The sequence below is a fragment of the Borborobacter xinjiangensis genome (assembly GCF_047739745.1).
Taxonomy (GTDB): Bacteria; Pseudomonadota; Alphaproteobacteria; order Rhizobiales; family Rhizobiaceae; genus Pseudaminobacter.
Window position 1 is genome coordinate 414,990 of sequence record NZ_JBLLVA010000002.1, and the last position, 25,130, is coordinate 440,119.

The following is a 25,130-nucleotide window of genomic DNA, read 5'->3' on the forward strand; positions in this document are numbered from 1 at the left end:
TTTCGGCGGCATGGTTGGCTAATTGTTAACGCGGCAGCGCTAGGATTTGCGAAAGCTGTTCCGAGCGCTGCATGCAGAATAGATGTCTGGGATGTCCATGAACACAACTCGCCGTTCCTTTCTCACCACAGCGGGAGCATTCGCCGCCAGTGCACTTGCCGGCCCGGCGCTCGCGCAGGACGTGATCAATGATATCCTGGGTTCATCGCGACGCGGCAACTGGAACGACACGTTCGATGCGCGCGCCAGCGAAGGCGGGAAGGTGGCTTCGACCCTGCCAATCTTTTCACCGCAGACGGTTTCCTATCTGGAGACTGCGATCGGCCAGTATCAGAATATCGTAGCCCAAGGCGGTTGGCCGGTGGTGCCGGCGACCAAGAAATTGCAGCTCGGTGTCGAGGATGCGGATGTCCAATCCCTGCGCCAGCGCCTGATGATTTCCGGCGATCTTTCGCAGCAGGCTGGAATTTCGCCAGCCTTCGACACCTATGTGGATGCGGCGGTCAAGCGCTTCCAGGCCCGCCACGGGCTGCCTTCTGATGGCGTACTCGGTAAATATTCCTATGCGGCGATGAATGTTTCGGCGCCGGTGCGGCTTGGCCAGCTCGAAACCAATCTTGTGCGTCTTCGCACCATGTCGGGCGACCTTGGCAACCGCTACGTGATGGTCAACATCCCGGCCGCGCAGATTGAAGCGGTGGAGAACGGTCGCGTCGTCCTGCGTCACACAGCCATTGTCGGCAAGATCGACCGCCAGACGCCAATCCTCAATTCGAAGATCAACGAAGTCATCATCAATCCTTACTGGAATGCGCCGGAATCGATCGTCAAGAAGGACATCATTCCGTTGATGCGCAAGAATCCCCAGTATCTGACAGAAAACAACATCCGACTGCTTGCACCGGATGGTTCCGAGGTGGATCCCGCGACGATCGACTGGTCAACCGAGGACGCGATGAAGTATCGCTTCCGTCAGGATCCGGGCAAGATCAATGCCATGGCTTCGGTGAAGATCAACTTCCCGAACCCGCACGCCGTCTATATGCACGACACGCCGCAGCAGAGCCTCTTCTCCAAGCTGATGCGTTTCGATTCATCCGGCTGTGTGCGCGTTCAGAACGTGCGCGATCTGGTGACCTGGCTCCTGAAGAATACCGATGGCTGGAACCGCCAGCGTTTCGAGCAGACGATCAAGACCGGCGAGAGCACGCCCGTGCAGCTTGCCGACCCGGTGCCGGTCTATTTCACTTACATCTCGGCATGGTCGACCGGCGATGGCGTGGTGCACTTCCGCGATGACGTTTACGCCCGTGACGGTGTGGACGAGCTGAAGATTTCTTCAGCGCTTTGACGTCTGTTGCCGTGAAACAAAATGGCCGTCCTTCTGGGGCGGCCTTTTTGTTTATTGCGTCAATCTGCCCTAAAGCGCAATGGCATATCGCGGTCCGATACATGGCGACATCGCCGCAACTATGCTAAGGGCGCGCCGAACTGGCATGGTCCCGCAGAGCGCGCAGAGGCCCATGGCCGAACGGGCCGTTAACAATACCACAGCAAGGATTGATCCCACATGGCAGCCGACTCCCACCGCGAATCCTTCTTCGGCACTCCGCTTTCCGAATCCGATCCCGAGATCTTCGGCGCAATCCGCAATGAACTTGGCCGTCAGCGGCATGAAATCGAGCTTATCGCATCCGAAAACATCGTTTCCCGGGCGGTACTCGAGGCTCAAGGCTCGATTCTGACCAATAAATATGCCGAAGGCTATCCGGGCAAGCGCTACTATGGCGGCTGCCAGTTCGTCGACGTCGCCGAGGAACTGGCGATCGAACGGGCCAAGAAGCTGTTTGACTGCAATTTCGCCAATGTCCAGCCCAATTCCGGCAGCCAGATGAACCAGGCGGTCTTCCTGGCGCTGTTGCAGCCCGGTGATACTTTCATGGGCCTCGATCTCAATTCGGGCGGCCATCTGACCCACGGCTCGCCGGTCAACATGTCGGGCAAGTGGTTCAAGGTCGTCTCCTATGGCGTGCGCAAGGACGACCATCTGCTCGACATGGACGAAGTGGCGCGGCTCGCCCGTGAGACCAAGCCGAAGCTGATCCTGGCGGGCGGCACGGCCTATTCGCGCATCTGGGACTGGAAGCGCTTCCGTGAGATCGCCGACGAGATCGGCGCGTACCTGATGGTTGATATGGCCCATATCGCCGGGCTCGTGGCCGGCGGTCAGCATCCTTCGCCGCTGCCGCATGCCCATGTGGTCACGACGACCACGCACAAGTCGCTCCGCGGACCGCGCGGCGGCATGATCCTTACCAATGACGAAGAGATCGCCAAGAAGATCAATTCCGCGGTGTTCCCTGGTTTGCAGGGTGGCCCACTGATGCACGTCATTGCCGCCAAGGCAGTGGCGTTCGGCGAGGCGCTGAAGCCGGAATTCAAGACCTATGCCGCGAATGTGGTGGCAAATGCCAAGGCACTTGCCGAAAGCCTGAAGGCGACCGGCCTGGATATCGTTTCGGGCGGTACCGACAACCACCTCATGCTGGTCGATCTTCGACCCAAGAACGCCACCGGCAAACGCGCCGAAGCGGCGCTTGGCCGCGCCAACATCACCTGCAACAAGAACGGCATCCCCTTCGATCCCGAAAAGCCCTTCATCACCTCCGGCGTGCGCCTGGGAACGCCGGCAGGCACCGCTCGCGGCTTTGGCCAGGCCGAGTTCCGCGAGATCGGCAACCTCATTGCCGAAGTGCTGGACGGGCTGAAGGCTGCGAATTCCGATGAGGGTAACGCGGCCGTCGAGGCAGCGGTCAAGACGAAGGTCATGGCACTGACCGACCGTTTCCCGCTTTATCCTTATCTGGGATAAGCGTTCTCGCCGTAATGGACCATCGGGCGGACTCGCCCGATGGCTGTTCTTCGCCCAACCGGCACCGGCGCCGGCGAAATCCGGTTTCCACTTTCGCGCGTCATGGTCTAAGCCTTACGCGAACAGGATTCGCGGAAAGTCGAAGGCAAGCAATGCGTTGTCCCTACTGCCAGTCGGTAGACACCCAGGTGAAGGATTCCCGTCCCGCTGAAGATGGGGCGGCGATCCGCAGGCGTCGCGTCTGTCCGGATTGCGGCGGCCGCTTCACCACCTTCGAGCGAGTGCAGTTGCGCGATCTCGTCGTGGTCAAGAAGTCCGGCCGCAAGGTTCCGTTCAGCCGCGACAAGCTGCTGCGATCAATGGAAATCGCCGTTCGCAAGCGCAATGTCGACCCCGAACGCATCGACCGCGCGGTTACGGGCATCGTGCGCCAGCTCGAAAGCTCCGGTGAAGTGGAAGTTACGACCGGTGAAATCGGCCGATTGGTCATGGAAGCGCTGAAATCGCTCGACGATGTCGCCTATGTGCGCTTCGCATCGGTCTACAGGAACTTCCGTGAAGCCAAGGATTTCCATGAAGTCCTGGGCGAACTCAAGGGCGACGAAGAGGACGCCGGCTGAGCCATGGTGCACGCGGCGACAACGGCCGACGAGACAGACCGCCGTTTCATGGCGGCCGCACTGCGACTTTCTCGAAAACACGCCGGGCTGACAGCAACCAATCCGGCGGTCGGCACGCTCATCGTGCGCGACGACGGCAATGGTCCCGTAATTGTCGGACGCGGCGTCACGGCTGTCGGCGGCAGGCCACATGCCGAAGCCGAAGCATTGGCGGAGGCGGGCGAACTGGCGCGCGGCGCCACCGCCTACGTCACGCTTGAACCCTGTGCGCACCATGGCCGCACGCCGCCTTGCGCCAACGCACTGGTGACGGCCGGCATCGCGCGGGTCGTCGGTGCCGCAAGCGATCCCGATCCGCGCGTTTCGGGAAAGGGCTACGCAATCTTGAGGAGGGCGGGCGTCGCGGTGACCGAGCGCGTTCTGGCAGAGGAAGCCGCCGATCAGCTCGCGGGCTACCTGATACGATCTATCAAGAAGCGACCACAAGTCACGCTGAAGCTTGCACTTTCCTTGGATGGAATGATCGGACGGCCGGGTGAGGGGCAAATCGCCATCACCGGCGCGATATCGCGTCGACAGGTTCATTTGATGCGCTCGCAAGCCGATGCAATCGTAGTGGGGATTCGCACGGCCCTTGCCGACGACCCGGAACTGACCGTTCGCCTGGCCGGGCTTGAAGGCCGCTCGCCGACGCGCCTGGTGCTGGATCGCAGCGCACGGCTTGATCCGGCTTCGAAACTGGCGCGCACCGCCGAGGCCGTGCCGGTGTTGCTTGCCATAGACGGTGAAGCCGATGCCGGACGAAGAGCGGAACTTGAGGCGCAGGGTGTGAAATTTCTGGCGACGGACACCTATGAAGGTCGCATCGCGCTGCCGGAAATGCTGGAGGATCTGGCCGCGCAAGGCATGATGAATGTCATGGTCGAAGGTGGCGCGGCGACTGCCCGCGCATTCCTGGAAGATGACATGGTCGACCGGCTGGTGATTTTCCAGGGGCCGGTTCATCTTGGCGCAGACGGTATTGCATCCCCTGTCGACCGAAACCATATGCCGACCGGGTTTCGGCTGGTGCGCGAGGCTCGCTTTGGCGACGACCTCTATGCCGAATGGACAAGGAATTTCTGATGTTTACCGGAATTGTCACCGACGTCGGATCAATTGCCAGCGTATCTCCTCTTCGCGAGGGCGTAAGGCTGCGAATCGACTCGGCGTACGATCCGCAGACCATCGATATTGGTGCGTCGATTGCCTGCGGCGGAGTCTGCCTGACAGTCGTCGCCTTGCCCGAGGATCGCTCGAACCAACGCTGGTTCGAGGTCGAAGCCTGGGAAGAAGCGCTGCGGTTGACGACTGCATCGGCATGGAAAGCCGGTACACGCCTCAATCTCGAACGCGCTCTGAAAATTGGTGATGAACTTGGCGGCCATATCGTGTCGGGCCATGTCGACGGAATGGCCGAGATCGTGTCGCGCACGGAGGAGGGGGATGCCGTGCGCTTTCGCCTGGAAGCGCCGCGGGAACTCGCAAAGTTCATCGCGCCGAAGGGGTCAGTGGCGCTGGATGGCACTTCATTGACCGTGAACAAGGTGGAAGGCACGCAGTTCGATGTGCTTCTGATCCACCATTCGTTGGCCGTGACGACATGGGGTGAGCGGCAGGCCGGCGACCGGGTCAATATCGAGATCGACACGATGGCGCGTTATGCAGCGCGGCTTGCTCAGGCGGAGAAAGAAGGGCTTTAGACACCGACCACAAAAAATTGCATGGCTGTTCTGCGGCTCCAATAAGCTCTCGGACGTTTGCGCGGCTTGCTTACTCCTGCCGTTCGGCCTAGATGACCGGCTCCGCCGGAGACATCAAAATGGTCAATTCGAAAAGCCCCCATCTTCTTATCGTCGAAGCCCGTTTTTACGACGAGCTGGCCGATGCCTTGCTGGAAGGCGCAAAGGCGGCGCTCGAGCAAGCCGGCGCATCCTATGACGTGGTCACCGTGCCCGGTGCACTGGAGGTTCCCGTCGCCATTTCCCTCGCGCTCGATGGAGCGGCCGACGGCGGCAGGCACTATGACGGCTTCGTGGCTCTTGGAACGGTCATTCGCGGCGAGACCTATCATTTCGACATCGTCGCCAATGAATCCTGCCGCGCTCTGATGGATCTGGCCGTGGACGAATCGCTTGCTATCGGCAACGGCATACTGACCGTCGAAAACGATGAGCAGGCCTGGGCGCGCGCAAGGCGCGGGGAGGGCGACAAGGGTGGCTTTGCAGCTCGTGCGGCCCTGACCATGATTGACCTGCGCGAGAAGCTTGGAGCCTGATGCTGGTGAGCGACCCTACCGGAACCGGCCAATCCGGCCCTCGCCAAGCCAACAAGCGCGGTGCTGCGCGTCTTGCCGCCGTGCAGGCGCTTTATCAGATGGATGTCGCTGGCGCCGGCCTGCTTGAGATAACCGCCGAATATGAGGCATTCCGACTTGGCAAGGAGATCGATGGCGCTCTTTACCGCGAAGCCGATGCGCAGTGGTTTCGGGCCATACTTGCCGGCGTTGTCGAGAATCAGAAGACCATCGATCCGGTCATCCGCAAGGCGCTGACCGAGGACTGGCCGCTTTCAAGGCTTGATTCGACGCTGCGAGCGATCCTGCGTGCAGGAGTATACGAACTGATGCAGCGCGGCGATGTACCCGTCGCTGTGATCGTGTCTGAATATGTCGATATCGCCAAGGCGTTCTATGTCGAGGATGAGCCCAAGCTGGTGAACGCCGTCCTCGACCGTGTCGCGCGCCGCGTGCGCGGCGAAGGAAGAGGCAAGGACGCCGCCTCATGACCGATATCGCCGCGCGCGAGGCCCAGCGAACGATCTTCATCCTTGCTGCGGCACAGGCGATCGTCGGCTCAGCGGTTCCCATCTGTTTCGCGCTCGGTGCGCTCGCGGGGCACTACCTGCTCGATGCCGACAAGTCGTTGGCGACCGTCCCGATCACCGGCTTCAGTCTTGGTGTCGCGTTAGGGGCACTGCCGGCCGCCGCCCTCATACGCCTTCTCGGCCAGCGCAGCGGCTTTCAGAGCGGCACGCTCGTGACCGCGCTCGGTGGGTTCGTCTCGACGCTTGGTCTGTTTCGCAGCGATTTCTGGCTGTTCACGGCCGGCATGACGATCGTCGGCCTCGGCGCGGCATTCGTCCAGCAGTTTCGTTTCGCCGCAGCCGACAATGCCCCGCCCCAGCTCAAGGCGCGCGCCATTTCGCTGGTGCTTGCCGGCGGAGTGGTCAACGCCGTATTGGGGCCGCAGATCGTCATTTTCACGCGCGAACTGTTTGCGCCGATCATGTTCGCGGGTTCCTTCGCCGCGATCATCGCTCTGGCGGCGGCGGGGGCGGTCATCCTATCCTTTCTGCGAACAAATCCCGGCTCAGCGCAACATGCCGTAGCCGATGGCCAGGGCCGCTCCACGCTGCAGGTCATCTCGCAGCCGCGTTACATGGCCGCGCTGCTTTGCGCGGTCGGTTCCTACTCGCTTATGAGCTTTGTCATGACGGGCGCACCGCTTGCGATGGTCGGCTGCGGGTTCTCGGCCGACGAGGCGACGCTCGGCATCTCCTGGCATGTGATGGCGATGTTTGCGCCTAGCTTTTTCACCGGCCGACTCATTCAGCGTTTCGGCGCGCACAGGATTGTCGTTGCCGGTTTCGCACTGCTGATAGGTTGTGCGCTGGTGGCATTGTCGGGCATCCAGCTCTGGCAGTTCTGGGTGGCGCTTATCCTCCTCGGTCTCGGGTGGAATTTCGGCTTCATCGGTGCGACCGCGCTCGTTGCCGAAACCTATCTCCCTTCCGAAAAGGGTCGCGCCCAAGGTTTTCACGATTTCGTTCTGTTCGGCAGCGTCGCTTTCGCATCGCTGATGTCCGGCAGGGTCTACAATGCCTATGGCTGGGAAATGCTCAATTGGGTGGTGTTTCCTGTCACGGCCATCTGCCTGGCGGCGCTTGTGGCGCTCTCCTTCTCCAGCAAGGTCCAGCGCCAGAGTCGTTAACTCGTCGCCACGCCTGGAACCCGGCGCCGAATAGACGGCGGGGCACAAGCTTGATCCTTTAGATATTAGTATGCGTCTACTTGTCCAAACCTGCATTTCGGCTGAAAGCAGAGCAAAATCCAAACAACATCTTGACCTTCCTTGACCCGTTTCGCACAAAGGGCTGTAGCCGGTGCGGCATATCGCCACCGGTTTTCATCGCGCGGCCCGGGGAGGGGTTCTGCCGGGCCCATAATCAGGGAAGATCGGCATATGACCATGCTTTACGTCGTCATTGCCTGCGGCCTGCTTTCTGTCCTTTACGCCATCTGGGCGACACAGTCGGTTCTTGCTTCCGACCAGGGCAACGCACGCATGCAGGAAATCTCAGCCGCCATCCGTGAGGGTGCCCAGGCTTATCTTGCGCGTCAGTACACCACCATCGCCATTGTCGGCGTCGTGGTGCTTCTTCTTGCATGGTGGCTGTTGTCCATAACAGCCGCGATCGGCTTCCTGATTGGTGCAGTGCTTTCCGGCGCGGCCGGGTTCATCGGCATGCATGTCTCGGTGCGTGCCAACGTTCGAACTGCCCAAGCGGCCTCCAACAGCCTTGCTGCCGGCCTCGACATTGCCTTCAAGTCTGGGGCGATCACCGGCATGCTGGTTGCCGGCCTGGCGCTGCTTGGCGTCTCCGTCTATTACTGGGTCCTCATCGGCCCAATGGGGCTCGCTCCCGATGACCGCACGGTCATCGACTCGCTGGTTTCACTCGGCTTTGGCGCCTCGCTGATCTCGATTTTCGCCCGTCTCGGCGGCGGCATCTTCACCAAGGGTGCGGATGTCGGCGGCGACCTTGTCGGCAAGGTCGAGGCCGGCATTCCGGAGGACGATCCGCGCAACCCGGCAACCATTGCGGACAATGTCGGCGACAATGTCGGCGATTGCGCCGGTATGGCCGCCGACCTGTTCGAGACCTATGCGGTGACGGTCGTTGCCACTATGGTGCTTGCCGCCATCTTCTTCGGCGGCACTGCCATGCTCGGCACCGTCATGCTCTATCCGCTCGCCGTTTGCGGCGCCTGCATCATCACCTCGATCATCGGCACATTCTTCGTCAAGCTCGGTTCGAACGGCTCCATCATGGGCGCGCTCTACAAGGGTCTGATCGTCACCGGCATTCTGTCCGTGATCGGATTGGGCGCGGCGACCTCGCTGACCGTCGGCTGGGGCGAGATCGGCACCGGCGGTGGCATTGCCATCAGCGGCCAGAACCTGTTCATCTGCGGCCTGATCGGTCTTCTGGTCACCGGACTGATCGTCGTCATCACCGAATACTACACCGGCACCAACAAGCGCCCGGTCAACTCGATTGCACAGGCTTCCGTGACCGGTCACGGCACAAACGTCATCCAGGGTCTGGCGGTTTCGCTGGAATCGACGGCTCTTCCGGCGATCGTAATCGTCGGCGGCATCATCGCGACCTACCAGCTCGGCGGGCTGTTTGGCACGGCGATCGCAGTGACCACGATGCTCGGGCTTGCCGGTATGATCGTGGCGCTCGACGCCTTCGGCCCGGTGACGGACAACGCCGGCGGCATCGCCGAAATGGCTGGCTTGCCGAAGGAAGTGCGCCAGTCCACCGACGCACTGGACGCGGTCGGCAACACGACGAAAGCCGTCACCAAAGGCTATGCGATCGGCTCGGCGGGCCTCGGCGCGCTGGTGCTGTTCGCAGCCTATTCCAATGACCTGCAATTCTTCGCCGCCAACGGCGACAGATATCCCTACTTTCAGGATATGGGCACCGTCTCCTTCGACCTGTCCAACCCCTACGTGGTTGCAGGGCTGATCTTCGGCGGCCTCATTCCTTACCTGTTCGGCGGCATTGCGATGACGGCGGTCGGACGTGCCGCAGGCTCGATCGTCGAGGAGGTGCGTCGGCAGTTCCGCGAAAAGCCCGGCATCATGAAGGGTACGGAAAAGCCGAACTACGCTCGCGCGGTCGATCTCCTAACCAAGGCGGCGATCAAGGAAATGATTGTGCCTTCGCTGTTGCCGGTGCTGGCGCCGCTTGTCGTCTATTTCGGCGTGCTCTTGATCTCCGGCTCCAAGGCGTCGGCCTTTGCAGCGCTTGGCGCTTCGCTGCTTGGCGTCATCGTCAACGGCTTGTTCGTCGCGATTTCGATGACCTCGGGCGGCGGTGCGTGGGACAACGCCAAGAAGTCGTTTGAGGACGGGTTCTGCGACAAGGATGGCGTCAAGCACCTCAAGGGTTCAGAAGCACACAAGGCTTCCGTCACGGGCGATACGGTCGGCGATCCCTACAAGGATACGGCCGGCCCCGCTGTCAATCCGGCGATCAAGATCACCAATATCGTCGCCCTGCTGCTTCTGGCCATACTCGCGCACTAAGCCTTGAGTATCGTCTCCGAGCCAAGAAACCCGCGGATCGCTCCGCGGGTTTCTGTTCGATTGGGCGAGGGCACCTCCCGGATGTTCAGCGTCGGTTCCTGAGTCTGAGCGATTTCTTGCCGAGTTCGGTCAGTTCGGCGGTTTTGACGTGCGTCTTTCCTCGCTGCTGTCTGGCCGGTCGCGCATATTGCAGCTCGCGCAACAACTTCCTGAGCGCTCGTTGACAGCGATCAGGCTCAGGATGCTGACCGATCGATGCGCAACATCCGACCCATTGCAACAGCGACAATGACTCCGAGCATTGCGCCAGTAATCTTTACGAGCAGATCGGATACATGCCCGTGGCGGCCCGGTACGACGAGTTGCAAAATTTCCAGTCCCAACGCGGACGCCAGCAAGATCAGCAACGCCAGCATAAATCGCTTCCGGTAGGCGAACGAAAACAGGAAGCCAACCAGTGCGAAAGCGGCGAACCGCTCCCAATCTGGGGCTGCTCCGCTTTCCGGCCGCATGGTTATTGGTCCGATGGTGGCAATCGCTATGGCCGTGAGGCTCAGCCACGCGAGAATTTTCGAGATGATGTTCGCCATGATCTCCAAGCGCCAGCAGTAGCGGTACAATCCAACACGGACGATCCGGATCACAACTGGCCAGTAGGGGATGCTCGATCAGCCATAAGGAGAAGCCGGATGCATTTCGACTCGTAAGCCTGCATGCATGCCCGACAGTATATCGCAGACTTAGCGGCCCGGAGAGACTCATAACTTCAGCCGAATTTCGGCCCATAAGTCTGCAAATGAGGAAATTGGAGGCATCAGTCGGACAGCCGCGCTATCGCAATGGCGGGATGTGGCCGAAGCGCCGAGACACGACTGGCGCACGTCGCCTTCCTGGCGAAGGACACGGCGCTTCTGTCCTCGCAGTCCCCCGCCTTTCCGGGATACGTCAAGAGTTCCTCCTTGCCGAACAGATCGAGGTCGCTCATCGGCTCGACCGACTGGTTGACGTCAAGATTGACCTCGGAAATCCGCTGGCGGAACGTCTCCGACAGAGGCGCCGGGGAGGCATCCAGGATGCGGATGGAGCGGCTGGCGGCCGAGGCGCATGTGGCGGTCCGCCTAGCAAATCTGGAGGAGGTGGATATCCTCAGACGAACCATGAAGGAGCGTCTTCGAGAGTCCTTCGGCATCGATCATACAGAGCTGGAATTCGAATCCGCCGCGACCAGCAGCCACAGCCGCGAGACCATCCGGCAGGAGTGACCCAGCCGGGACAATCGTGTCGCGGCAGGGTCAAACTTTGACGAGCATCGCGGTCAAATACATGAACGAAACCCCTGCAGCCAATCCTGCCATCGTGGCCGGCGCAGTCAGTGCCGCCGCGGGGCCCCTCCCGTCCGACCTCATCAGGTACGCCATGACCTCGACGACGACCTGCAGGATGGCTCCGGCACCGATCGCTAGAGCCAGCGCCGACCACTGCGGCGCATAGGCGACGCTGCCGATCCAGAGGCCGATGACGGCGGGTCCACCCGCCAGCAGAGCCAGGCCGACGAAGCTCCACAAAGGCGGGCGCTTCTTCAGCATCGGCGCGGAAATGCCGATGCCTTCGGTGATGTTGTGCAGCATGAATCCCAACACCAGGAACGTGCCCAGTCCGGCCGCGCCCGCCGCGAAGGCTGCGCCGATGGCCAGTCCCTCGCCAAGGTTGTGCAGGCCGATGCCGAGCGCGATGAAGGTGGCGAGCGCAAGCCCTGTCGGCACTCCGTCCCGGCGGCCAGCCGCCATCAGCAGGAGGAAGCTCGCCGCGGCTGCGAGCACGACCATGGCCTGTCCCTGGAACAGGGCGGCCGACTCGGCCGCCAGTTCGAAAGCTTCCGCCGTTGTGTCGACGAGCAGGAATGCCAGCAGGCCGACTGTCAGGGCGAGCAGGAAATTCATGCCGTTGCGGCCGACACCGCGCAGCGCTGGATAAAACATCATCCCGATGGCCACCGGAACGAGGCCGACAAGGACGCCGAGGAGCGCCTGGGACGCGAGGCTCCTTGCATCCCGCGTCGGGGTAGGCACCGCGACCGCGATCTCGTGCTCGAACGTCGCCCCGGTGTTGGTGACGATGTTGATGGCATGTGCCTCCCCCAGCACCCACGGGAAGGGAAGATGCAGCCATGCCGTAGAACCGCGGGCGAGCGGCCCTTCGGGTTCCTGCGTGAACTGCCAGTATGCGTCGTCGACCTGGACCTGGGCGATCGTCATCGGCTCGGAGCCCCCGGCGCGGATCAGGACGCGGATGCCGTCGGACGAAAGGATCGTCCTCTCGAAGGTCAGGTTTTCGACCGGCGGAGCGCCGTTGCCGAAGTTTCTGAGCGGGTCCGCGATCAGCAGCCAGGCGATCGCCAGAGCAAGCGCCGCGATGGGCAGAACCAACCACAACAGGGCGGCGCGGGATTTTCTTGCCACGACAGGCGTCGCGTCGGCGGCTGTGATCGGCGAGGCGTCGTTCATGCGACCGCCTCCACCACGTCGAACATACCCGTCCAGCCGAGTTCGGTGAACTCAGACTGGTGCGGGTGGAACATATAGAGCCCGGTTTCGTGATCCTTGTAGGTAAACTCGAGAATGCCGCGCTGCGCCTGCACCTGCGTGATCAGGTCGACCGTCCGCAAAGTCGGCGTGAGCGTCGTTCCCTGCTCGAAATAGTCGAAGAAGTTGGCGTGCAGGTGGAACGAGTTGATGGGGTCGAATTCGACGACGTTGGCAAGATATATGCGGACAGGGCGGTCGCGGACAATCCTGATCGGCCGCTTCATGTAGGCGTGCGCGACGGTGTTCACCGCATACACTTCGTTCTCGTTGTCGAAGTTGGTGTCGAAGCCGTTCATCACCATGGCGAATTCCTGCCATTCGGCGTTTTCGGGCGTGCCCAGCAGGCGGGAACGGGCGACCTCGGCAAGCTCCGGATGGCGGACCGGATCCGGATCGATCACGAACAGCCCGTACATGCCCTTGTGGATGTGCCGCTTCAGGGGCAGCGCATGGCAGTGATAGAGATGGCATCCAAACGGACGAGCATCGAACTCGTAGACGAATTCGTCGCCCGGATTGATCAAGCCCGCTCCCGGAACGCCGTCCATCCTTGCGGCGTGAATGCCGTGGAAGTGCATCGAGTGCGGGTGCGAGCCTAAATTGCGGAAAACGATCCGCAGGCGCTCGCCTTCGGTGGCCCTCAGCGCTGGCCCTGGAACCCGTCCGTTATATGTCCAAGCCGGGAACATGATCCCGGGCGCGATTTCGATTTCCCTGTCGACCGCCTCTATCTCGAAGGTCCGAAGGATTCGTCCGTCGGCAAGTGTCGAGACCGAACCCTTTTCCCAGTCCGTCACCATCTTGGAAGGATCGAAGCCGTTCCGCTCGGCGTCGACATCTCCGACGGTAATCATCGAGCCGTGTGTGGTCAGGTGCGCCGGAGGCGCCTCAGCGTTCCCGGAGTACACGGCCCCATGGCCGGAATGACCTGACTGGCCACTCGCCGTCCCCGCTATCGCCGATCCTCCGGCCGCCGCCAAGCCGCCCCACAGCAGACCGCGCCTGCTGATCTTTTCGCGGAACCAGACTCGCACTTCGGGCATAGCCAAATCCTGCAAATGAGAACTATTTGCATTACCATTAATCAGATTGTTTCGCAATCGGGGCGAAGCCTAACGGGGACCGCAGCCGGAAAAAAAGGATTGTGTTGATCTCGTCGTCGGCGCGAAGACCCTGAAGAAGAAGGCCGAGACGTTGAGGCAGTAGTCCTCGACCAAGTCAATTGGTCACGGCTGTTTCATGTTGTTCGTCAGACCGTTGACATACATGACCAGGTTCAGCGGATCGAACCGGAGGCCATGGAACTTGGCCGCGAAACGCCCGCCGCGGTCAATCACGTGGGTAACCACGCCGTGCATCTGCTGGCCGCCCCCAAGCGGATCGAAACGGACGTTGTACTCCTCGGACAGCTTGCGCGTTGCGTCCTCCGCCTGTCCCTCGCGGGTGGTCAGGAAGGCCCAGTTGCTCGGGTCCAGCCCGTGCGCCTCGCCGTATGCCTTCATCACCTTGGGCGTGTCCGCCGCCGGATCAGTCGTCACCGTCAGAAACTGCACCATGTCCTTCATCGGCGTCTCGTTGACCATGGCCTGGACGCGGGCGATCAGGTCGGAGTGCAGCGGGCAGACGTCCGTGCAGCTCGCGAAGACGAAGTTGAGCACGACCACCTTGTCCGAGAAGTCCGAGAGCCGAGCCGGGTTGCCTTCGGCATCCGCCAGTTCGAAGCCGGGCGCTGCCGGAGCGTCGATCGCCTGAAAGTACTTCTCCTCGCTGCCCATCAGCCTGTCGAGATCAGCGCCTGGATGGTGGGCATGCGCGGGCAATGCGGCAGCCGCGACTGCGGCCATCGCGGTGAGAAGCACTCTTCTGTTCATCTCCGTTCTCCAGTTTGGTCGTCGAGTTCCCGTTCTATGACCCCTTCGAGGAAGGCGACCATCTCAGGGGTGTCCCATTCGGCGGGTCCGGCGAGCCGCGCGAGCTCGTTTCCATCCGGGCCGATGAGCAGCGTGACTGGCAGGCCGAACAGTCCCAGCGAACGAATAGCGGCCCCGTCCCGGTCGATGAAGATTGGGAGCTTGACCCCGATCTCGTCAAAGAACTGCCTGGCCGCGCTGGCCCCGGCCCGGTCCACCGAAAGGGCGACAACCTCGAACCCTTCGCCGCCGAGCCGCTCCCGCAGGCGGTCGAGCGTGGACATCTCGGCCCGGCAGGGCGCGCACCACGTCGCCCATACGTTGAGCAGCACCACCTTGGCGCGCCAGTCCTCAAGGGATCGCGGCTCTCCCGACTCGTCGGCAAAGACGAGTTCGGGCAAGGGCTGCGGCTCCTCGTGCAGCGGCATCACTGTCCGTTCCTGCGCGTGCGCGCCGCTCGCGGCCGCGAGAGCAATTACAAGCGCCGTCAGGATCGCTCTCACTGCGCCTTCTCCTTTTCCTGGCGGCTCATCTGCGCCTGGTAGGCTCGCTCCTGTTCCGGCCATGTGCTCCTGATGAAGGCCAGTACGGAGCGGATTTCGTTGTCGCTCAGCACATCCCGGAATCCGGGCATGTCGCTCTCGTAGCCGCCGCGCGCGACAACGGCGGGTCCTTCCTTGGTGATCCGGAACAGCCAGATCAGGGCGGGGGCCGCAGCACCCGAGAGCGCTCCCATGATGCCGAGGGCAACGACCTTCCTGCTCATTTGGGGCTGCTGAAGAACAGGTACTTCACCAAGGCCGCGGCCGCGAGGACAAGCACGATCACGACGATCAGCCAGACCAGACCCATGCCCCACATCATCCCGCCCATCGTTCCACCGTCCATCATCGCCGGCTCCTTCCAGGTTTGGGCTCAGGCGGCACTATTCCCGCGCGTAGACCCCGCCCACAGTCCCCGACTTGGTGATCTCGAGGACTTCGAGCGGACCCTCCTTGGGTCCGGGCATGCCGGGCGAGCCCGTCGGCATTCCGGGCAGAGTCACGCCCTTGATGTCGGGCCGCTCGGTCAGGAGCTTGCGGACGGTCGAGGCGGGAACGTGGCCGCTGACGACATAGCCGTCGACGAAGGCCAGGTGGCAGCCCTGGAACTCCTCGGGAATGCCCGCCTCGCTGCTCATCTGCGCAAGGTTGTGCGTGGCCTGCTCGGTGACCTTGAAGCCGTTCTGCCGCAGGTGCTCGGCGTGCCCTTCGCAGCAGCCGCATTGCGGGTTCTTGTAGAGCATCACCTCGTTCTCGCCCGCCATGGCCGGAGCCGTCCCCCAGACGAAGGCAGCCAGGCAAAGGGTGTTCAGCAACTTTCGCATTTCGGTTCTCCTTTCGAGGAAACTGGTCAGGCGACGCGGAAGACGCCCATCATCCCGGCGGCCTGGTGTTCGAGGACGTGGCAGTGGAACATCCAGTCGCCGGGGTTGTCGGCGACGAAGGCGATCTCGACACGCTCGCGCGGCGACATGAGTACCGTGTCCTGCCATTCGCGTCGCGGCGTCGGCTTGCCGTTCCGGGAAATCACCCGGAACGAGTGACCGTGCAGGTGCATCGGGTGGTCCCAGGCCGTCGCGTTGGTCATTGCGATCACGTGGCTCTTGCCGCGCGCAAGGGTCAGCATCGGGTCCATGACGTGGCCTTCCGCGGCCACGCCGTTGATGAACCAGATGCCGCCGGAATGCATCATGTTCATCATGTCGCTCATGTTGCCCATCATGCCACCCATCATGCCACCCATCGCGCCGGAGGAATCCCTGCCCATGTCTCCCATGCTGCCGCCCATCTCCCGCATCACCATGGCGCCCATCATGCCGCCGTTGAAGGTGACCTCGTGGCGGGCAGCCGTCGCGAGGTCCGGCTCCGGCAGCGGGTTCGGCGGCAGGACGACGGGCCAGTCGGGGGCTTTGTCCCTCAGCGGCTCGTCTTCATAGGCGAGATCGATCAGGCGGTATTCGAGGCCCTCGTAGAAGCGGTCGATCACCGAAACTTGGCTTCCTGCATCAGCCGTCATGTCGAGCATAATGTCGGCGCGCATGGCGGGTCCGAGCACCACCAGTCCGCCTTCCGGCGCATGCGGCTCGACAGGCTGCCCGTCGAGCGCGATGACGACGGGTTCGTGACTTCCGAAGTCGAGGGCGAAGATGCGGGCGTTGGCGGCGTTGATCAGGCGCAGGCGGATCCGTTCGTCCTTCCTGACCCGGAAGATATCCGGCACGCGGCCGTTGATCGTCACCGTGTTGCCGACCCGGCCGTTGTGCATCATGTCGTGGCGGCTGCCGAAGTCGTTGCGCATCTCGGCGGTCTTGGTCAGCCGCCAGTCCGACAGCACCCAGGTGACGTCGCGGTCGACCCGGACCGGATCGGCTTCCTCCACGATCAGCGGGCCGTAGAGGCCGCGGCCGACCTGCTCGAAGCTGCGCTGGTGCGGATGGTACCAGAAGGTGCCCGCATCGACCGCGTCGAACTCGTAGGTGAAGGTCTCGCTTGGCGCGATCGGCGGCTGGGTGAGGTGCGGCACCCCGTCCATGGCGTTCGGCACGCGCACCCCGTGCCAGTGCACGGTCGTTTCTTCCTCGAGTCCGTTCTCGACCGCGATCCGCAGGCGCTCTCCCTGGCGGACGCGGATTTCCGGGCCGGGCAGCTTGCCGTCGTAGCACCAGACAAGGGTTTCCCCGTACGGCTCGGGCGCTATCTGGGCGCGGCCCGATCCGGCGCGGAGTCGGAACTCCCGAACGCCTGCGGCAAGGGCAATGGATTGCAGCGGGAGCATCGCGTTCGCCGAGAGGGCTGCGGCGGATGCAATGAAGGCTCGACGCGTCAGCGTCGGCGCACGAAAATCGGACATGGATCAACCATCCTGGAATAGCCTCATGTGACGCGCGGACCTAGCCAGGCGCGTCGACGAGTTCGGCCGCGAGCGGAATGCTCCGCGGCCGCTTCAGCTCAGGAGGGTGGTTCGGGGAGGGTAGGGATCAGGCGGACCCGTGCGGCCGTCCGACCGTTCCGCGGGTGGCGAAGAAACGCTGGCTGCGACGTGCGGATGTTCGGTCGCGGCAGGCGGGCAGATCGCGGCCAGCGTGGTCACGCAGAACTGGTCGCATGCTGTCGCCTGCGCGTCATCGCCGGGACAGTCCTGGCAATCGGCCATGCCACCGTCGTCCATGGTCGCCATGGACATCTTCAGGGACATGTTGGTGGCGGCCGCCGCATGCGCTGCCGTGCCCGCGGCGAAGGCCGCGAGGAAGACGACTGCGAGGACGCGGACGAGCCTGTTCATCAAACGGACACTAGTCCTGCCTCCGCACCGTGTCCAGAATCGGAATGGTCGCAGGCTTCCTCAGATGGGGTTTTTTGCGACGCCCGGGCGGCCGCTCACTGCGCTGCGGAGGAACGGCGGGCAAAGGAGGCCGCGGAGAAGGTCGAGCGCGAAGCCGGAGATCGCGAGGCGAGCTTGGCTAAATCCGTGATGGCAGCGATGGGCGCCGCCTCGGAACGGATGTCGTCACCGCAGGATTCGCTCGGCGGCCTCTCGCCGGCGGCGATGGCGCGCAGGTCGCAGTCCTACTGGAAGGCATCCGATGCTCTCGACCGCTGGAGGTCAGCCGTAAGGGAGGAAGGGGACGCCAGGTCCGCCGTGACGAGGCCCTGGCCACGCTGCGAGCCGCCGCCAAGGCCGACTTCAAGCGGGACGACTACGCAAAACTGTGGATGCGCCAGCCGAGATCGTCCTCGATCACGCGTGCCAGCGACTGCGAAAGCGCATCTCAGGAGTATTTTTGAGCCATAAGTCGGCTGGACGAGGCGAAGCCGTCGCAGGCCGCCCTCATCCGTAGCGACGCCAGCGAGGCGGATTCTTCCACGTCGACAAGAACCCCCGACAGGCCGATCCCGTCCCCTGACTTAACCGCGCGCAGCCTGCCCTCGAGCGCCGCCCGGACCAGTCCGGCGACGGGAACGCCAAGCGACCGCGAGACGGCCGGCAGCGGCCGCAGCCCTGCGCCGGAGGAGGGGGCGAAGCCGCACAAGACTCCTGCGTGTTCCAGCGTGAAATATCCGTAAGGGACGTCGCGCGGACCGATCGCGAGCGTGCGGCTTTCGGTCCAGCTGCGGATGCTATGCCGGATGGTCTCCTTCAGCCCGTTCCTGAAATCCCGCACGAGCCAGAACCTGAACTCGTCGGAATGCATGAAATGCGGCGGCGCAAGCATGCCCTCCATCCCGGCGTAGACGCGCTCGAGCGTGGCGGCGACAGCCGCGGGAACGTCGAGGATCGCGTTGAAGCCTGCCGACATCAGACGGCGGCGGTCCTCCTGCCGATACGAGAAGGCGGTCTCGGAAAACGGATCGAGGACGAACCTGCCAACGACCCCGACCGTGTCCATCACCTCGTGCATCTCCATCGCGTCCAGCCAACGGACGGGCTGCGCCCTCTCGCCCGTCATCCGGCCGATCAGGTAGGCGTCGAAGGCCACGTCGCGGGCATCCAGCGGTCGGCCCGTGACGAAGCCAGTTCGCGTCCGCACCGACAGTGGAGGACGCTCGGCGACGAGGCCCAGGTCGGACGCGCTCCGCATCTGCAGGATTCGGAGAGCACGATTTGATGCCGCGGACAGGACGTGACGTAGGCCAGTTCCCACCAGGTCCGGTGTGAACCCGTCTCGAGAAGGCAGTCGGGGCACCAGCGCCTGTACGCCGTCGAGTAATCGCTAGCCCGGAATCTTTCCCCTATGACGGACACCATTATGCCCTCGAAACGGGGTGACGCATGGCGAAGCATCCTCCCGTACACGCCGCAGAAGCGCGCGACGGCGTCAGGCCGCACGTTCGTCACGAGACGGCCAGGCTGGTCGTCCAGGAGCTGTCTGAAGAAGCTTGCCGCTCCCGGCACGTTGAGGTCCGCAGCCTTGGCAATGATGGCATGGGCGGGCTCGTGCGGCTCCTGCCGGGCGAGAGCGGCAGGACCGTGCGCCCGCCGGCATGCTTGTACCGTCTCGTCATGCGGCATCCTCTTTCGCGCGCTTGCGAAGGCCGCTCTTCCGCCGGACGCCTTCAATGAGGAGTTCGAGGTAATCGTGCGGGAACCGAACTGACTTGCAGGAAAACGGATTGCCCTTCGTGCCGCGCGGTTTCAGTTCGTCGAACGCCTTTCCTAGATGAAGGATGTTCAGGTCCCCGGATGCCGCCTTGACGGCGATTTCCGTCGCGCGGATCAGGAACACGAGGAAGCTAAGCTGCCCGTGCCCCCAGCAGCTAAGGGAATATCCGTTCCTGTAGGAATTGCCGGGCCTCACCCAGCGGCCTTCCGGCCTCAGGTGGCAAGGCGCCGGCTCCCTGCCACGGAACGGAACGTTTGCACGGATGACGTCGAACGAGCCACGGCCCGGGTCGGCGATGGCAAGCAATCCATTCGAAAGTCGTTGGCCCTGCGATAGAAGGTTCATCAGGGTTCTCCCGAAATCCGGGCGCAGACGGTCCTCGGCTGCCGAACGGATTCGGCAGACGCACGTGTGTCCCGGATCGCGCTCCTGCGAGCGGCGTTAAGGCTTTCAAGTTGACTCGGTGAATGGCGACCCGACGCGGAACCGCGTTAGGTCAGGCGGATATTCGCCTGTCTATGGATATGACGAGACGCATGACGTCCTCGCTCCACGGATGCGGGAAGGCCCCGCGATTGTCAGTCAGAATGGAACGGAACAGGAACATCAGTTTCCCTCCAGATGCAAGCGATTTCGGGTTGGAAATGCGCGGCTTCACCCGCAATGGGTCGCAAGCGTGCGGTGGCGCCGGTGATTTATTAAGCTTCTCCTTCTATTCCTTGTTTTCGCCCGTCCGTTTTCCTTGCTGGAATTGGTCTTCTTACAATGAGTCCGGACGTGGCCGGGAGGATCGCCTCGTGAGTTCTCCCCCTTCCGCTGCGCCTGTCCGTTATCTGACGTCTGCGACCGCGTCCTGGCTTCGATGCGACGTCGCCTCATTTCCGACATCAGATCAAGTCCCGCCAAGCGCTCAGGAAATTCCGCCAACCGTATGCTTTCGTGAACGATTCGTGTTCGGACGACTGCGTTCTGCCGGGGTCTGGAATCCATGAGACCCGTAGCCTCACAGCCTCACAGCCTCATAGCCGTCGGAGCCCCGACGCCGCATGAAAGCATCTTTCGGATTGGGCGAGGGGCTTCTTCCGAACCCCCGAGCGGGAGCGGCGGCAAGCGGGCTCGCCTCTGCGGCCTGGAATCCTGCGAGAAACCGTTAACCATAATCGAAATCTTTGTCGCGCAGGACATCGCGCCCGGTGCTGCTACGTCAACCGCGCGCTTGTCCGGCTACTCTCTGCGGCGATTTCACGACGTGCGCCGCGTACTTGCAGACGCCAGAATGAATTCCTGGCCACCAGGCACATCAACCGATGTTAGATGGCCCGAAAGGCAGCCTCTACCCGAATAGCACCCACCCCAGCATGCCCGCGGAGAGTATCGCCAAAACCACGTTCAGCTTCGATTTCCAGAGGCAAAGAACGGCAAGCGCCAGCACGAAGACGAGCATGCCCGACGGCAGCGACGGCAACCGCCGGACGAGCGTGACTGCCAGTTCCAGCGCCGTCGTGGCGATCAGGCCGACCACCCCGGCGGCTACGCCTTCGAGGAAGCCGTGCAGGGTCCTGTTCTCGACGACCTGCTCAAGGCGCTCGTGGAACAGCAGCGAGAAACCGAAGGCGGGCAGGAAAATGCCGACTGTCATCGCGACCGCGCCAAGCGGACCGCCGCCGAAGTAACCGACGAATGTCGAGAAGATTATGAGCGGGGCCGGAAGGATTCCCGAGAGCGCGAGCCCGTCGAGGAACTGGGCTTCGGTCATCCACCCGTTGCCCACCGCGTCGTCGCGCAGGAACGGGATGACCGTGTAAGCGCCTCCGAAGGTCAGCAGGCCCGCCTTGAGGCCTGAGAGGAAGAGCCCGAACAATGAGGGCTGGCCTGCCATCCCGTCCGCCGATGACGCGAGGCCAGGCGAGAGGGGCTGCATGATCCCCTCGGGGCCGACGGCATAGGCAAGGATGGCCGCTACGATCAGCGCCGCAGCCGCCATCGCGCGTTGTCCCCGCCTCGCCAGCACATAGCAGAGGCCAGCCGCCGGAAGCGTGATCCAGAAGCTCGTGCCCAACAGCGCCGCCAGCCCGCTCGCGACCCGATCCCCCATAGCCATCTGTCGAGCAGGACGTGTTCGCCGATGCGGTGGACCGCGCGCACGATCAGGGCGATGACCGCTACCTGAACGCCGAGGAAGATCGGCCCCAGCGCGGACTGTGTGATGTCGATCGTGAAGTAGAGCCAGGACAGGGCGAACATCAGCACGAAGCCGGGCAGCATGAAGCCGAGGCCGGCGAGAAGGCCTCCGAACCGCTTCCCGGCGAGCATGCCGATATGCACGCAGAGCTCATGCGCCTCCGGCCCGGGAAGAATCTGGTAGACGGCCAGCAGGCGGTTGAAGCGGCCGCTGGACAGCCAGCGCTCCTCGTCGACCAATTCGCGGCGGACCATGGCGATCTGCGCGACGGGACCGCCCCAGGCGAGCAGGCCGAAGCGCAGGAAGCGGACGAATATCTGGCCCGGCGACTGCACGGGCGGGGACAGGTCGGCCGCGCCGAGGGGATCAGTGGAAGCTTGAACGGAAGGGCGCGCGCTCATCTCGTGCCTCCCGCCTTCGCCGAGGGCCAGTTGTGCGTCTCGCCCGTCGCATCGCGCGCCCAGCGATAGAAGGCATCGTAGAGCGTCAGCCCGGCTTCAAGCTGCTCAAGGTCGTCCGAGAACATCCTCGAGAGCCCAAGCGACGCCGCGAGCAGCCCCGCCGCCTCTGGTTCAAGGTCGAGACGCGCGGTGTCGGCGCCCCTGACGATCTTCGTAAGCCGCATCAGCGGCTCGGTGGCGAGGCCGAACTCCTCGACCATCACGTCGAAGGTGCAGAGCTCTCCACGGTGGCTCCAGAACACGTTCTCCACGTCGAAGGGAACGGCGTTGAACCTGTCGGCCACCTCCTCCACCTCCTGCGGCGCGACGAACAGGAAGACCGCCAGCGGATCGACGAAGCGGCGGATGAGCCAGGGGCAGGCGATGCGATCGATCTTGGGGCGCGCCCGTGTCACCCAGACAGAGCGCCCTTGCCCGTCGCGGGCCGGGATACGTTCCTCGGGCACTGTGGGCAGACCCGCGGCGGTCCAGGCATCGAAGCCGCCTTCCAGCGCTTCTGCTGCGATACCCTCATGGCGCAGCCACGCTGCCACGCCCTCGCTGAGCTTCCTGCCTTGCCGGCAGATGACGACCGCCTGACGTGTGGCGAGGTTTACGGCCCACTCTGGAGCCGATGAATGGGACCTTCGGACCGACCCGGGAACGAGCCGCGGGGTGGCGGCGAAGTCTTCGTCCGTCCGCACGTCGACCAGCGTTGCGCAGCCGGGGGTTCCGTATAATCGGGAAAGCTTGTCGACCGATATGGTCGTGGGAGATGGCATGGCGCGTCCTCCGTTGCCGGGTTCATCAGGACGCGATTCTTTGGCCGTAGCCTCATGGGGAGACCGCAATCCCCATGCGAGATTCATCGCGCCGATGCAGGCACGCTGTCAAGCGGTTGCGTTCAAGCAGCCAGCGCGTTGAGGGCGACTGTGGCGAGAACCAGCCCGGCCCCGATCTGTATCGCCCGCGTAACGCGGTCGACGAGCTTCGGCCGGGACGACAGGAGCCGCAGCAACTGCTGTCTGAACAGGATCGCCGCCAGCGCGACCGTGGCTGGCACCAGGCCACACCCGCCATCATGACGGCGGCGAAAGCCACGCCAGCTTCAGGCACGGCCCGCGAGATCGCGAAGGTCATGACGAAAAGGGTGAGCGGACAGGGGATGAGTCCGGCAGCCGTGTGCGTGACCCGCTCCACGGAAACCCTGCCACAGCATCCAGAGACCGATCACGCCGAGCAGTCCGCGGCTGATTTCCTCCAGCAGCGGTGCACGGCCGACGCTGCCCAGCGCGACTGAGACGAGCGGCAGCGACAGCAGCGCGATCAGGACCGACATGCCGACATGGAAGAAAGAGATGATCAGCGAGACCGCCAGCCCGCGCGGAACGCTCGCGGTCGATCCCGTCAGGTAAGTCGCGAGCACCGCCTTGCTGTGGCCGGGCGTAAGGGCGTGTACAGCGCCGAACAGGATGCCCATCGGCAGGTAGGCCACCAGCAGCGACCAGTTCCCCGTCTCCGCGAACTCCCGGATGCGGTCGGCGAAGGCAAGGTAGATTTCGCGCTGGATCGCGACGAGGTCCTGGAACAGCCATATCATGTTGCCAGCCCCGCCGTCGCCGCGGCGAGCACGACGTACCGTCCGGTCTTCGCGATCGCCACGAGCGCAAGGAAGCTCCAGAACGGCTCCCGAAGGACACCTGCCGCGACGGTGAGCGCGTCGCCGCCTAGAGGCGCCCACGACAGCAGCAGGCTCCAGCGGCCCCACTTGCGGTACCAGGCCGATGCCCGATCCAGCGACGCGGGAGAAACAGGGAACCAGCGCCGATCCTTGAAGCGCTCGACGCCGCGTCCGAGAGCCCAGTTGACGACGGCTCCAAGCGTGTTGCCGACGCTGGCTACGACAACGAGCAGGACGACGGGATAGCCCGCCAGTTGGAGGCCAACCATAGCCGCTTCGGACTGCGCCGGGAGAATGGTCGCGGCGACAAAGGCAATGGCGAACAGGCCTGTCAACGCGAGAAGAACATCCACCCCGTGTCAGCCCTTCATCGGCCAGGCGGTGTGGAGATCGTCGATCACGAAGGCATGCGAGTGGCTGCGGTGTCCCGGTCCAGCGAGATGTGGATGGTCCGCAGACAGGTCGTCGTGGCTGTGTTCGACAGCCTCCGGATCTTCCGCAGGCCAGACCGTCAGCGCGATGCCGATTGCGGCAGCCGCCACTGCGGCAAGGACTGCCGCCGTCGCCGGGAGGCCGAGCGTTGCGCCCGCCCATCCCGCGAGCGGGTAGGCGATCAGCCAGCAGGCATGCGACAGGGCGAACTGGGCGGCGAACAGGGCCGGACGATCTTCCGGGTTGGCCGAACGCCGCAGCAGGCGGCCGGACGGGGTCTGGGCCATGGAATAGCCGAGGCCGAGCACGAACCAGAGCGGCAGCAGCCATTGATAGGAGGGCAAGGCGGCTGCGGCCAGTGTCCCGGCGGCCAGCAGCCCAGCGCCTCCGAGCATGGCCGTGCGGTCGGGGACGGTTTCGAGAAGGCGCGGGAGCGCGAGCGCCGCCAGCATGGAGCCGCCGCCGAAGGCCGCGAGAGCGATGGCCATCGCCTGTTGGTCGAGGCCGAAAGCGGACTGCACGTAGACAACGGTGTTGACGATCACGAGTGCGCCCGCCGACGCGACGGCGAGGCTCATGGCGAGCAGGCCTCGCAGGCGAGGCGTGGCGAGATAGATGCGGATGCCGCACGTGGTGCGGTCATAGATGCCGCGCGGCTTCGCGGGCTTCGGGCTGGGGAGCACTATCGAGGCACGGTTTCCCGCCCTCGATCATGGCGACGACGCTGCGCAGGTGTCCCTCGGCACGCTTCAGGCGTTTTATGATGTCGGCATGAGGGGCATGGCGGTGATCGGTCATGGCGCTTCCTATCCTCCCCCATAGGACACGTCAACGAAGATTGGC

Annotated in this window: 27 protein-coding genes and 4 pseudogenes; 10 read left to right on the forward strand and 21 right to left on the reverse strand. The window is 63.4% G+C overall.

Features of this window, described 5'->3' with window-relative positions:
* The first annotated feature begins 97 nt into the window (after window positions 1-97).
* From ACLKMW_RS04305 to ACLKMW_RS04345, 9 genes are all read left to right on the forward strand, one after another.
* A complete protein-coding gene (locus tag ACLKMW_RS04305) occupies window positions 98-1,351 on the forward strand; it encodes a L,D-transpeptidase family protein (protein ID WP_415723130.1) in 1,254 nt (417 codons plus the stop codon).
* Window positions 1,352-1,570: 219 nt separating this feature from the next.
* Window positions 1,571-2,872: a serine hydroxymethyltransferase gene (glyA, locus tag ACLKMW_RS04310; RefSeq protein WP_415723131.1), complete on the forward strand. Its 1,302-nt coding sequence runs from the start codon at window positions 1,571-1,573 to the stop codon at window positions 2,870-2,872.
* A gap of 152 nt (window positions 2,873-3,024) precedes the next feature.
* Complete coding sequence (gene nrdR / locus ACLKMW_RS04315) at window positions 3,025-3,492, forward strand: transcriptional regulator NrdR (RefSeq protein WP_415723132.1); 468 nt, start codon at window positions 3,025-3,027, stop codon at window positions 3,490-3,492.
* 3 nt (window positions 3,493-3,495) lie between these two features.
* On the forward strand, window positions 3,496-4,617 hold the full coding sequence (ribD, locus tag ACLKMW_RS04320) for a bifunctional diaminohydroxyphosphoribosylaminopyrimidine deaminase/5-amino-6-(5-phosphoribosylamino)uracil reductase RibD (protein WP_415723133.1): 1,122 nt from the start codon (window positions 3,496-3,498) through the stop codon (window positions 4,615-4,617).
* The gene (locus tag ACLKMW_RS04325; RefSeq protein ID WP_415723134.1) at window positions 4,617-5,234 is read left to right on the forward strand and encodes a riboflavin synthase; all 618 of its coding nucleotides are present in this window, start codon (window positions 4,617-4,619) and stop codon (window positions 5,232-5,234) included. Before ribD ends, ACLKMW_RS04325 begins: the two co-directional genes overlap by 1 nt.
* A gap of 119 nt (window positions 5,235-5,353) precedes the next feature.
* Entirely contained in the window at window positions 5,354-5,809 is a 456-nt protein-coding gene (ribH, locus tag ACLKMW_RS04330) for a 6,7-dimethyl-8-ribityllumazine synthase (RefSeq protein ID WP_415723135.1), read from the forward strand.
* Between the two features lie 5 nt (window positions 5,810-5,814).
* A complete protein-coding gene (nusB, locus tag ACLKMW_RS04335) occupies window positions 5,815-6,318 on the forward strand; it encodes a transcription antitermination factor NusB (RefSeq protein WP_415723136.1) in 504 nt (167 codons plus the stop codon).
* The gene (locus ACLKMW_RS04340; RefSeq protein ID WP_415723137.1) at window positions 6,315-7,523 is read left to right on the forward strand and encodes an MFS transporter; all 1,209 of its coding nucleotides are present in this window, start codon (window positions 6,315-6,317) and stop codon (window positions 7,521-7,523) included. Before nusB ends, ACLKMW_RS04340 begins: the two co-directional genes overlap by 4 nt.
* Window positions 7,524-7,775: 252 nt before the next feature.
* Window positions 7,776-9,914, forward strand: a complete 2,139-nt coding sequence (locus ACLKMW_RS04345) for a sodium-translocating pyrophosphatase (RefSeq protein WP_415723138.1) — start codon at window positions 7,776-7,778, stop codon at window positions 9,912-9,914.
* A 236-nt stretch (window positions 9,915-10,150) separates the two neighbouring features.
* Here the strand turns inward: ACLKMW_RS04345 and ACLKMW_RS04350 are convergent, their stop codons facing one another.
* Complete coding sequence (locus ACLKMW_RS04350; protein ID WP_415723139.1) at window positions 10,151-10,504, reverse strand: VanZ family protein; 354 nt, start codon at window positions 10,502-10,504, stop codon at window positions 10,151-10,153.
* Window positions 10,505-10,728: 224 nt separating this feature from the next.
* Window positions 10,729-11,073, reverse strand: coding sequence for a transglutaminase-like cysteine peptidase (locus ACLKMW_RS04355; RefSeq protein WP_415723140.1), 345 nt, complete (start codon window positions 11,071-11,073; stop codon window positions 10,729-10,731).
* On the opposite strand from ACLKMW_RS04355, the gene ACLKMW_RS04360 reads away from it, so the two are divergent.
* Window positions 10,988-11,176 carry a hypothetical protein gene (locus tag ACLKMW_RS04360; protein WP_415723201.1) on the forward strand — a complete coding sequence of 63 codons (189 nt, stop codon included), beginning with the start codon at window positions 10,988-10,990 and terminating at the stop codon, window positions 11,174-11,176. The two genes, ACLKMW_RS04355 and ACLKMW_RS04360, sit on opposite strands and share 86 nt — an antisense overlap.
* Before the next feature lie 30 nt (window positions 11,177-11,206).
* Here the strand turns inward: ACLKMW_RS04360 and ACLKMW_RS04365 are convergent, their stop codons facing one another.
* The 19 genes and pseudogenes from ACLKMW_RS04365 to ACLKMW_RS04455 all read right to left on the reverse strand — a co-directional run.
* Complete coding sequence (locus ACLKMW_RS04365; RefSeq protein WP_415723141.1) at window positions 11,207-12,418, reverse strand: ZIP family metal transporter; 1,212 nt, start codon at window positions 12,416-12,418, stop codon at window positions 11,207-11,209.
* The gene (locus ACLKMW_RS04370; RefSeq protein WP_415723142.1) at window positions 12,415-13,542 is read right to left on the reverse strand and encodes a multicopper oxidase domain-containing protein; all 1,128 of its coding nucleotides are present in this window, start codon (window positions 13,540-13,542) and stop codon (window positions 12,415-12,417) included. Before ACLKMW_RS04370 ends, ACLKMW_RS04365 begins: the two co-directional genes overlap by 4 nt.
* 183 nt (window positions 13,543-13,725) lie before the next feature.
* A complete protein-coding gene (locus tag ACLKMW_RS04375; protein ID WP_415723143.1) occupies window positions 13,726-14,358 on the reverse strand; it encodes an SCO family protein in 633 nt (210 codons plus the stop codon).
* A gap of 8 nt (window positions 14,359-14,366) precedes the next feature.
* Entirely contained in the window at window positions 14,367-14,912 is a 546-nt protein-coding gene (locus ACLKMW_RS04380; RefSeq protein ID WP_415723144.1) for a TlpA family protein disulfide reductase, read from the reverse strand.
* Complete coding sequence (locus ACLKMW_RS04385; RefSeq protein ID WP_415723145.1) at window positions 14,909-15,175, reverse strand: c-type cytochrome; 267 nt, start codon at window positions 15,173-15,175, stop codon at window positions 14,909-14,911. The genes ACLKMW_RS04380 and ACLKMW_RS04385 overlap by 4 nt, the downstream gene beginning before the upstream one ends.
* A complete protein-coding gene (locus tag ACLKMW_RS04390) occupies window positions 15,172-15,300 on the reverse strand; it encodes a hypothetical protein (protein WP_415723146.1) in 129 nt (42 codons plus the stop codon). Before ACLKMW_RS04390 ends, ACLKMW_RS04385 begins: the two co-directional genes overlap by 4 nt.
* A 34-nt stretch (window positions 15,301-15,334) precedes the next feature.
* On the reverse strand, window positions 15,335-15,775 hold the full coding sequence (locus ACLKMW_RS04395; protein ID WP_415723147.1) for a DUF411 domain-containing protein: 441 nt from the start codon (window positions 15,773-15,775) through the stop codon (window positions 15,335-15,337).
* Between the two features lie 26 nt (window positions 15,776-15,801).
* Window positions 15,802-17,301, reverse strand: coding sequence for a multicopper oxidase family protein (locus ACLKMW_RS04400; protein WP_415723148.1), 1,500 nt, complete (start codon window positions 17,299-17,301; stop codon window positions 15,802-15,804).
* Window positions 17,302-17,394: 93 nt separating this feature from the next.
* On the reverse strand, window positions 17,395-17,733 hold the full coding sequence (locus ACLKMW_RS04405) for a hypothetical protein (protein WP_415723149.1): 339 nt from the start codon (window positions 17,731-17,733) through the stop codon (window positions 17,395-17,397).
* A gap of 487 nt (window positions 17,734-18,220) precedes the next feature.
* Window positions 18,221-19,030: a hypothetical protein gene (locus ACLKMW_RS04410; RefSeq protein ID WP_415723202.1), complete on the reverse strand. Its 810-nt coding sequence runs from the start codon at window positions 19,028-19,030 to the stop codon at window positions 18,221-18,223.
* Between the two features lie 26 nt (window positions 19,031-19,056).
* A pseudogene (locus tag ACLKMW_RS04415) lies at window positions 19,057-19,461 on the reverse strand (TniQ family protein); the annotation flags it as partial.
* A complete protein-coding gene (locus tag ACLKMW_RS04420) occupies window positions 19,451-19,897 on the reverse strand; it encodes a hypothetical protein (RefSeq protein WP_415723150.1) in 447 nt (148 codons plus the stop codon). The gene ACLKMW_RS04420 and the pseudogene ACLKMW_RS04415, both read right to left, overlap by 11 nt.
* 988 nt (window positions 19,898-20,885) lie before the next feature.
* Window positions 20,886-21,611 carry a chromate transporter gene (locus ACLKMW_RS04425; RefSeq protein WP_415723151.1) on the reverse strand — a complete coding sequence of 242 codons (726 nt, stop codon included), beginning with the start codon at window positions 21,609-21,611 and terminating at the stop codon, window positions 20,886-20,888.
* Complete coding sequence (locus ACLKMW_RS04430) at window positions 21,518-22,135, reverse strand: chromate transporter (protein WP_415723152.1); 618 nt, start codon at window positions 22,133-22,135, stop codon at window positions 21,518-21,520. Before ACLKMW_RS04430 ends, ACLKMW_RS04425 begins: the two co-directional genes overlap by 94 nt.
* Window positions 22,132-22,956, reverse strand: a complete 825-nt coding sequence (locus ACLKMW_RS04435; RefSeq protein ID WP_415723153.1) for a chromate resistance protein ChrB domain-containing protein — start codon at window positions 22,954-22,956, stop codon at window positions 22,132-22,134. The genes ACLKMW_RS04430 and ACLKMW_RS04435 overlap by 4 nt, the downstream gene beginning before the upstream one ends.
* Window positions 22,957-23,078: 122 nt before the next feature.
* Window positions 23,079-23,765 (reverse strand): annotated as a pseudogene (locus ACLKMW_RS04440) (HoxN/HupN/NixA family nickel/cobalt transporter).
* A 5-nt stretch (window positions 23,766-23,770) separates the two neighbouring features.
* Window positions 23,771-24,208, reverse strand: a complete 438-nt coding sequence (locus tag ACLKMW_RS04445) for a YqaA family protein (RefSeq protein ID WP_415723154.1) — start codon at window positions 24,206-24,208, stop codon at window positions 23,771-23,773.
* A gap of 6 nt (window positions 24,209-24,214) precedes the next feature.
* A pseudogene (locus ACLKMW_RS04450) lies at window positions 24,215-24,976 on the reverse strand (MFS transporter); the annotation flags it as partial.
* A pseudogene (locus ACLKMW_RS04455) lies at window positions 24,939-25,085 on the reverse strand (metal-sensing transcriptional repressor); the annotation flags it as partial. The pseudogenes ACLKMW_RS04450 and ACLKMW_RS04455, both read right to left, overlap by 38 nt.
* Between the last annotated feature and the right edge of the window lie 45 nt (window positions 25,086-25,130).

Coding starts and splice junctions, on each gene's coding strand:
- ACLKMW_RS04305 (WP_415723130.1), top strand. CDS start 98: ATGAACACAACTCGCCGTTCCTTTCTCACCACAGCGGGAGCATTCGCC.
- glyA (WP_415723131.1), top strand. CDS start 1,571: ATGGCAGCCGACTCCCACCGCGAATCCTTCTTCGGCACTCCGCTTTCC.
- nrdR (WP_415723132.1), top strand. CDS start 3,025: ATGCGTTGTCCCTACTGCCAGTCGGTAGACACCCAGGTGAAGGATTCC.
- ribD (WP_415723133.1), top strand. CDS start 3,496: ATGGTGCACGCGGCGACAACGGCCGACGAGACAGACCGCCGTTTCATG.
- ACLKMW_RS04325 (WP_415723134.1), top strand. CDS start 4,617: ATGTTTACCGGAATTGTCACCGACGTCGGATCAATTGCCAGCGTATCT.
- ribH (WP_415723135.1), top strand. CDS start 5,354: ATGGTCAATTCGAAAAGCCCCCATCTTCTTATCGTCGAAGCCCGTTTT.
- ACLKMW_RS04340 (WP_415723137.1), top strand. CDS start 6,315: ATGACCGATATCGCCGCGCGCGAGGCCCAGCGAACGATCTTCATCCTT.
- ACLKMW_RS04345 (WP_415723138.1), top strand. CDS start 7,776: ATGACCATGCTTTACGTCGTCATTGCCTGCGGCCTGCTTTCTGTCCTT.
- ACLKMW_RS04350 (WP_415723139.1), bottom strand. CDS start 10,504: ATGGCGAACATCATCTCGAAAATTCTCGCGTGGCTGAGCCTCACGGCC.
- ACLKMW_RS04360 (WP_415723201.1), top strand. CDS start 10,988: ATGCGGATGGAGCGGCTGGCGGCCGAGGCGCATGTGGCGGTCCGCCTA.
- ACLKMW_RS04355 (WP_415723140.1), bottom strand. CDS start 11,073: ATGGTTCGTCTGAGGATATCCACCTCCTCCAGATTTGCTAGGCGGACC.
- ACLKMW_RS04365 (WP_415723141.1), bottom strand. CDS start 12,418: ATGAACGACGCCTCGCCGATCACAGCCGCCGACGCGACGCCTGTCGTG.
- ACLKMW_RS04370 (WP_415723142.1), bottom strand. CDS start 13,542: ATGCCCGAAGTGCGAGTCTGGTTCCGCGAAAAGATCAGCAGGCGCGGT.
- ACLKMW_RS04385 (WP_415723145.1), bottom strand. CDS start 15,175: ATGAGCAGGAAGGTCGTTGCCCTCGGCATCATGGGAGCGCTCTCGGGT.
- ACLKMW_RS04390 (WP_415723146.1), bottom strand. CDS start 15,300: ATGATGGACGGTGGAACGATGGGCGGGATGATGTGGGGCATGGGTCTG.
- ACLKMW_RS04395 (WP_415723147.1), bottom strand. CDS start 15,775: ATGCGAAAGTTGCTGAACACCCTTTGCCTGGCTGCCTTCGTCTGGGGG.
- ACLKMW_RS04400 (WP_415723148.1), bottom strand. CDS start 17,301: ATGTCCGATTTTCGTGCGCCGACGCTGACGCGTCGAGCCTTCATTGCA.
- ACLKMW_RS04405 (WP_415723149.1), bottom strand. CDS start 17,733: ATGAACAGGCTCGTCCGCGTCCTCGCAGTCGTCTTCCTCGCGGCCTTC.
- ACLKMW_RS04410 (WP_415723202.1), bottom strand. CDS start 19,030: ATGCGGAGCGCGTCCGACCTGGGCCTCGTCGCCGAGCGTCCTCCACTG.
- ACLKMW_RS04420 (WP_415723150.1), bottom strand. CDS start 19,897: ATGAACCTTCTATCGCAGGGCCAACGACTTTCGAATGGATTGCTTGCC.
- ACLKMW_RS04430 (WP_415723152.1), bottom strand. CDS start 22,135: ATGAGCGCGCGCCCTTCCGTTCAAGCTTCCACTGATCCCCTCGGCGCG.
- ACLKMW_RS04435 (WP_415723153.1), bottom strand. CDS start 22,956: ATGCCATCTCCCACGACCATATCGGTCGACAAGCTTTCCCGATTATAC.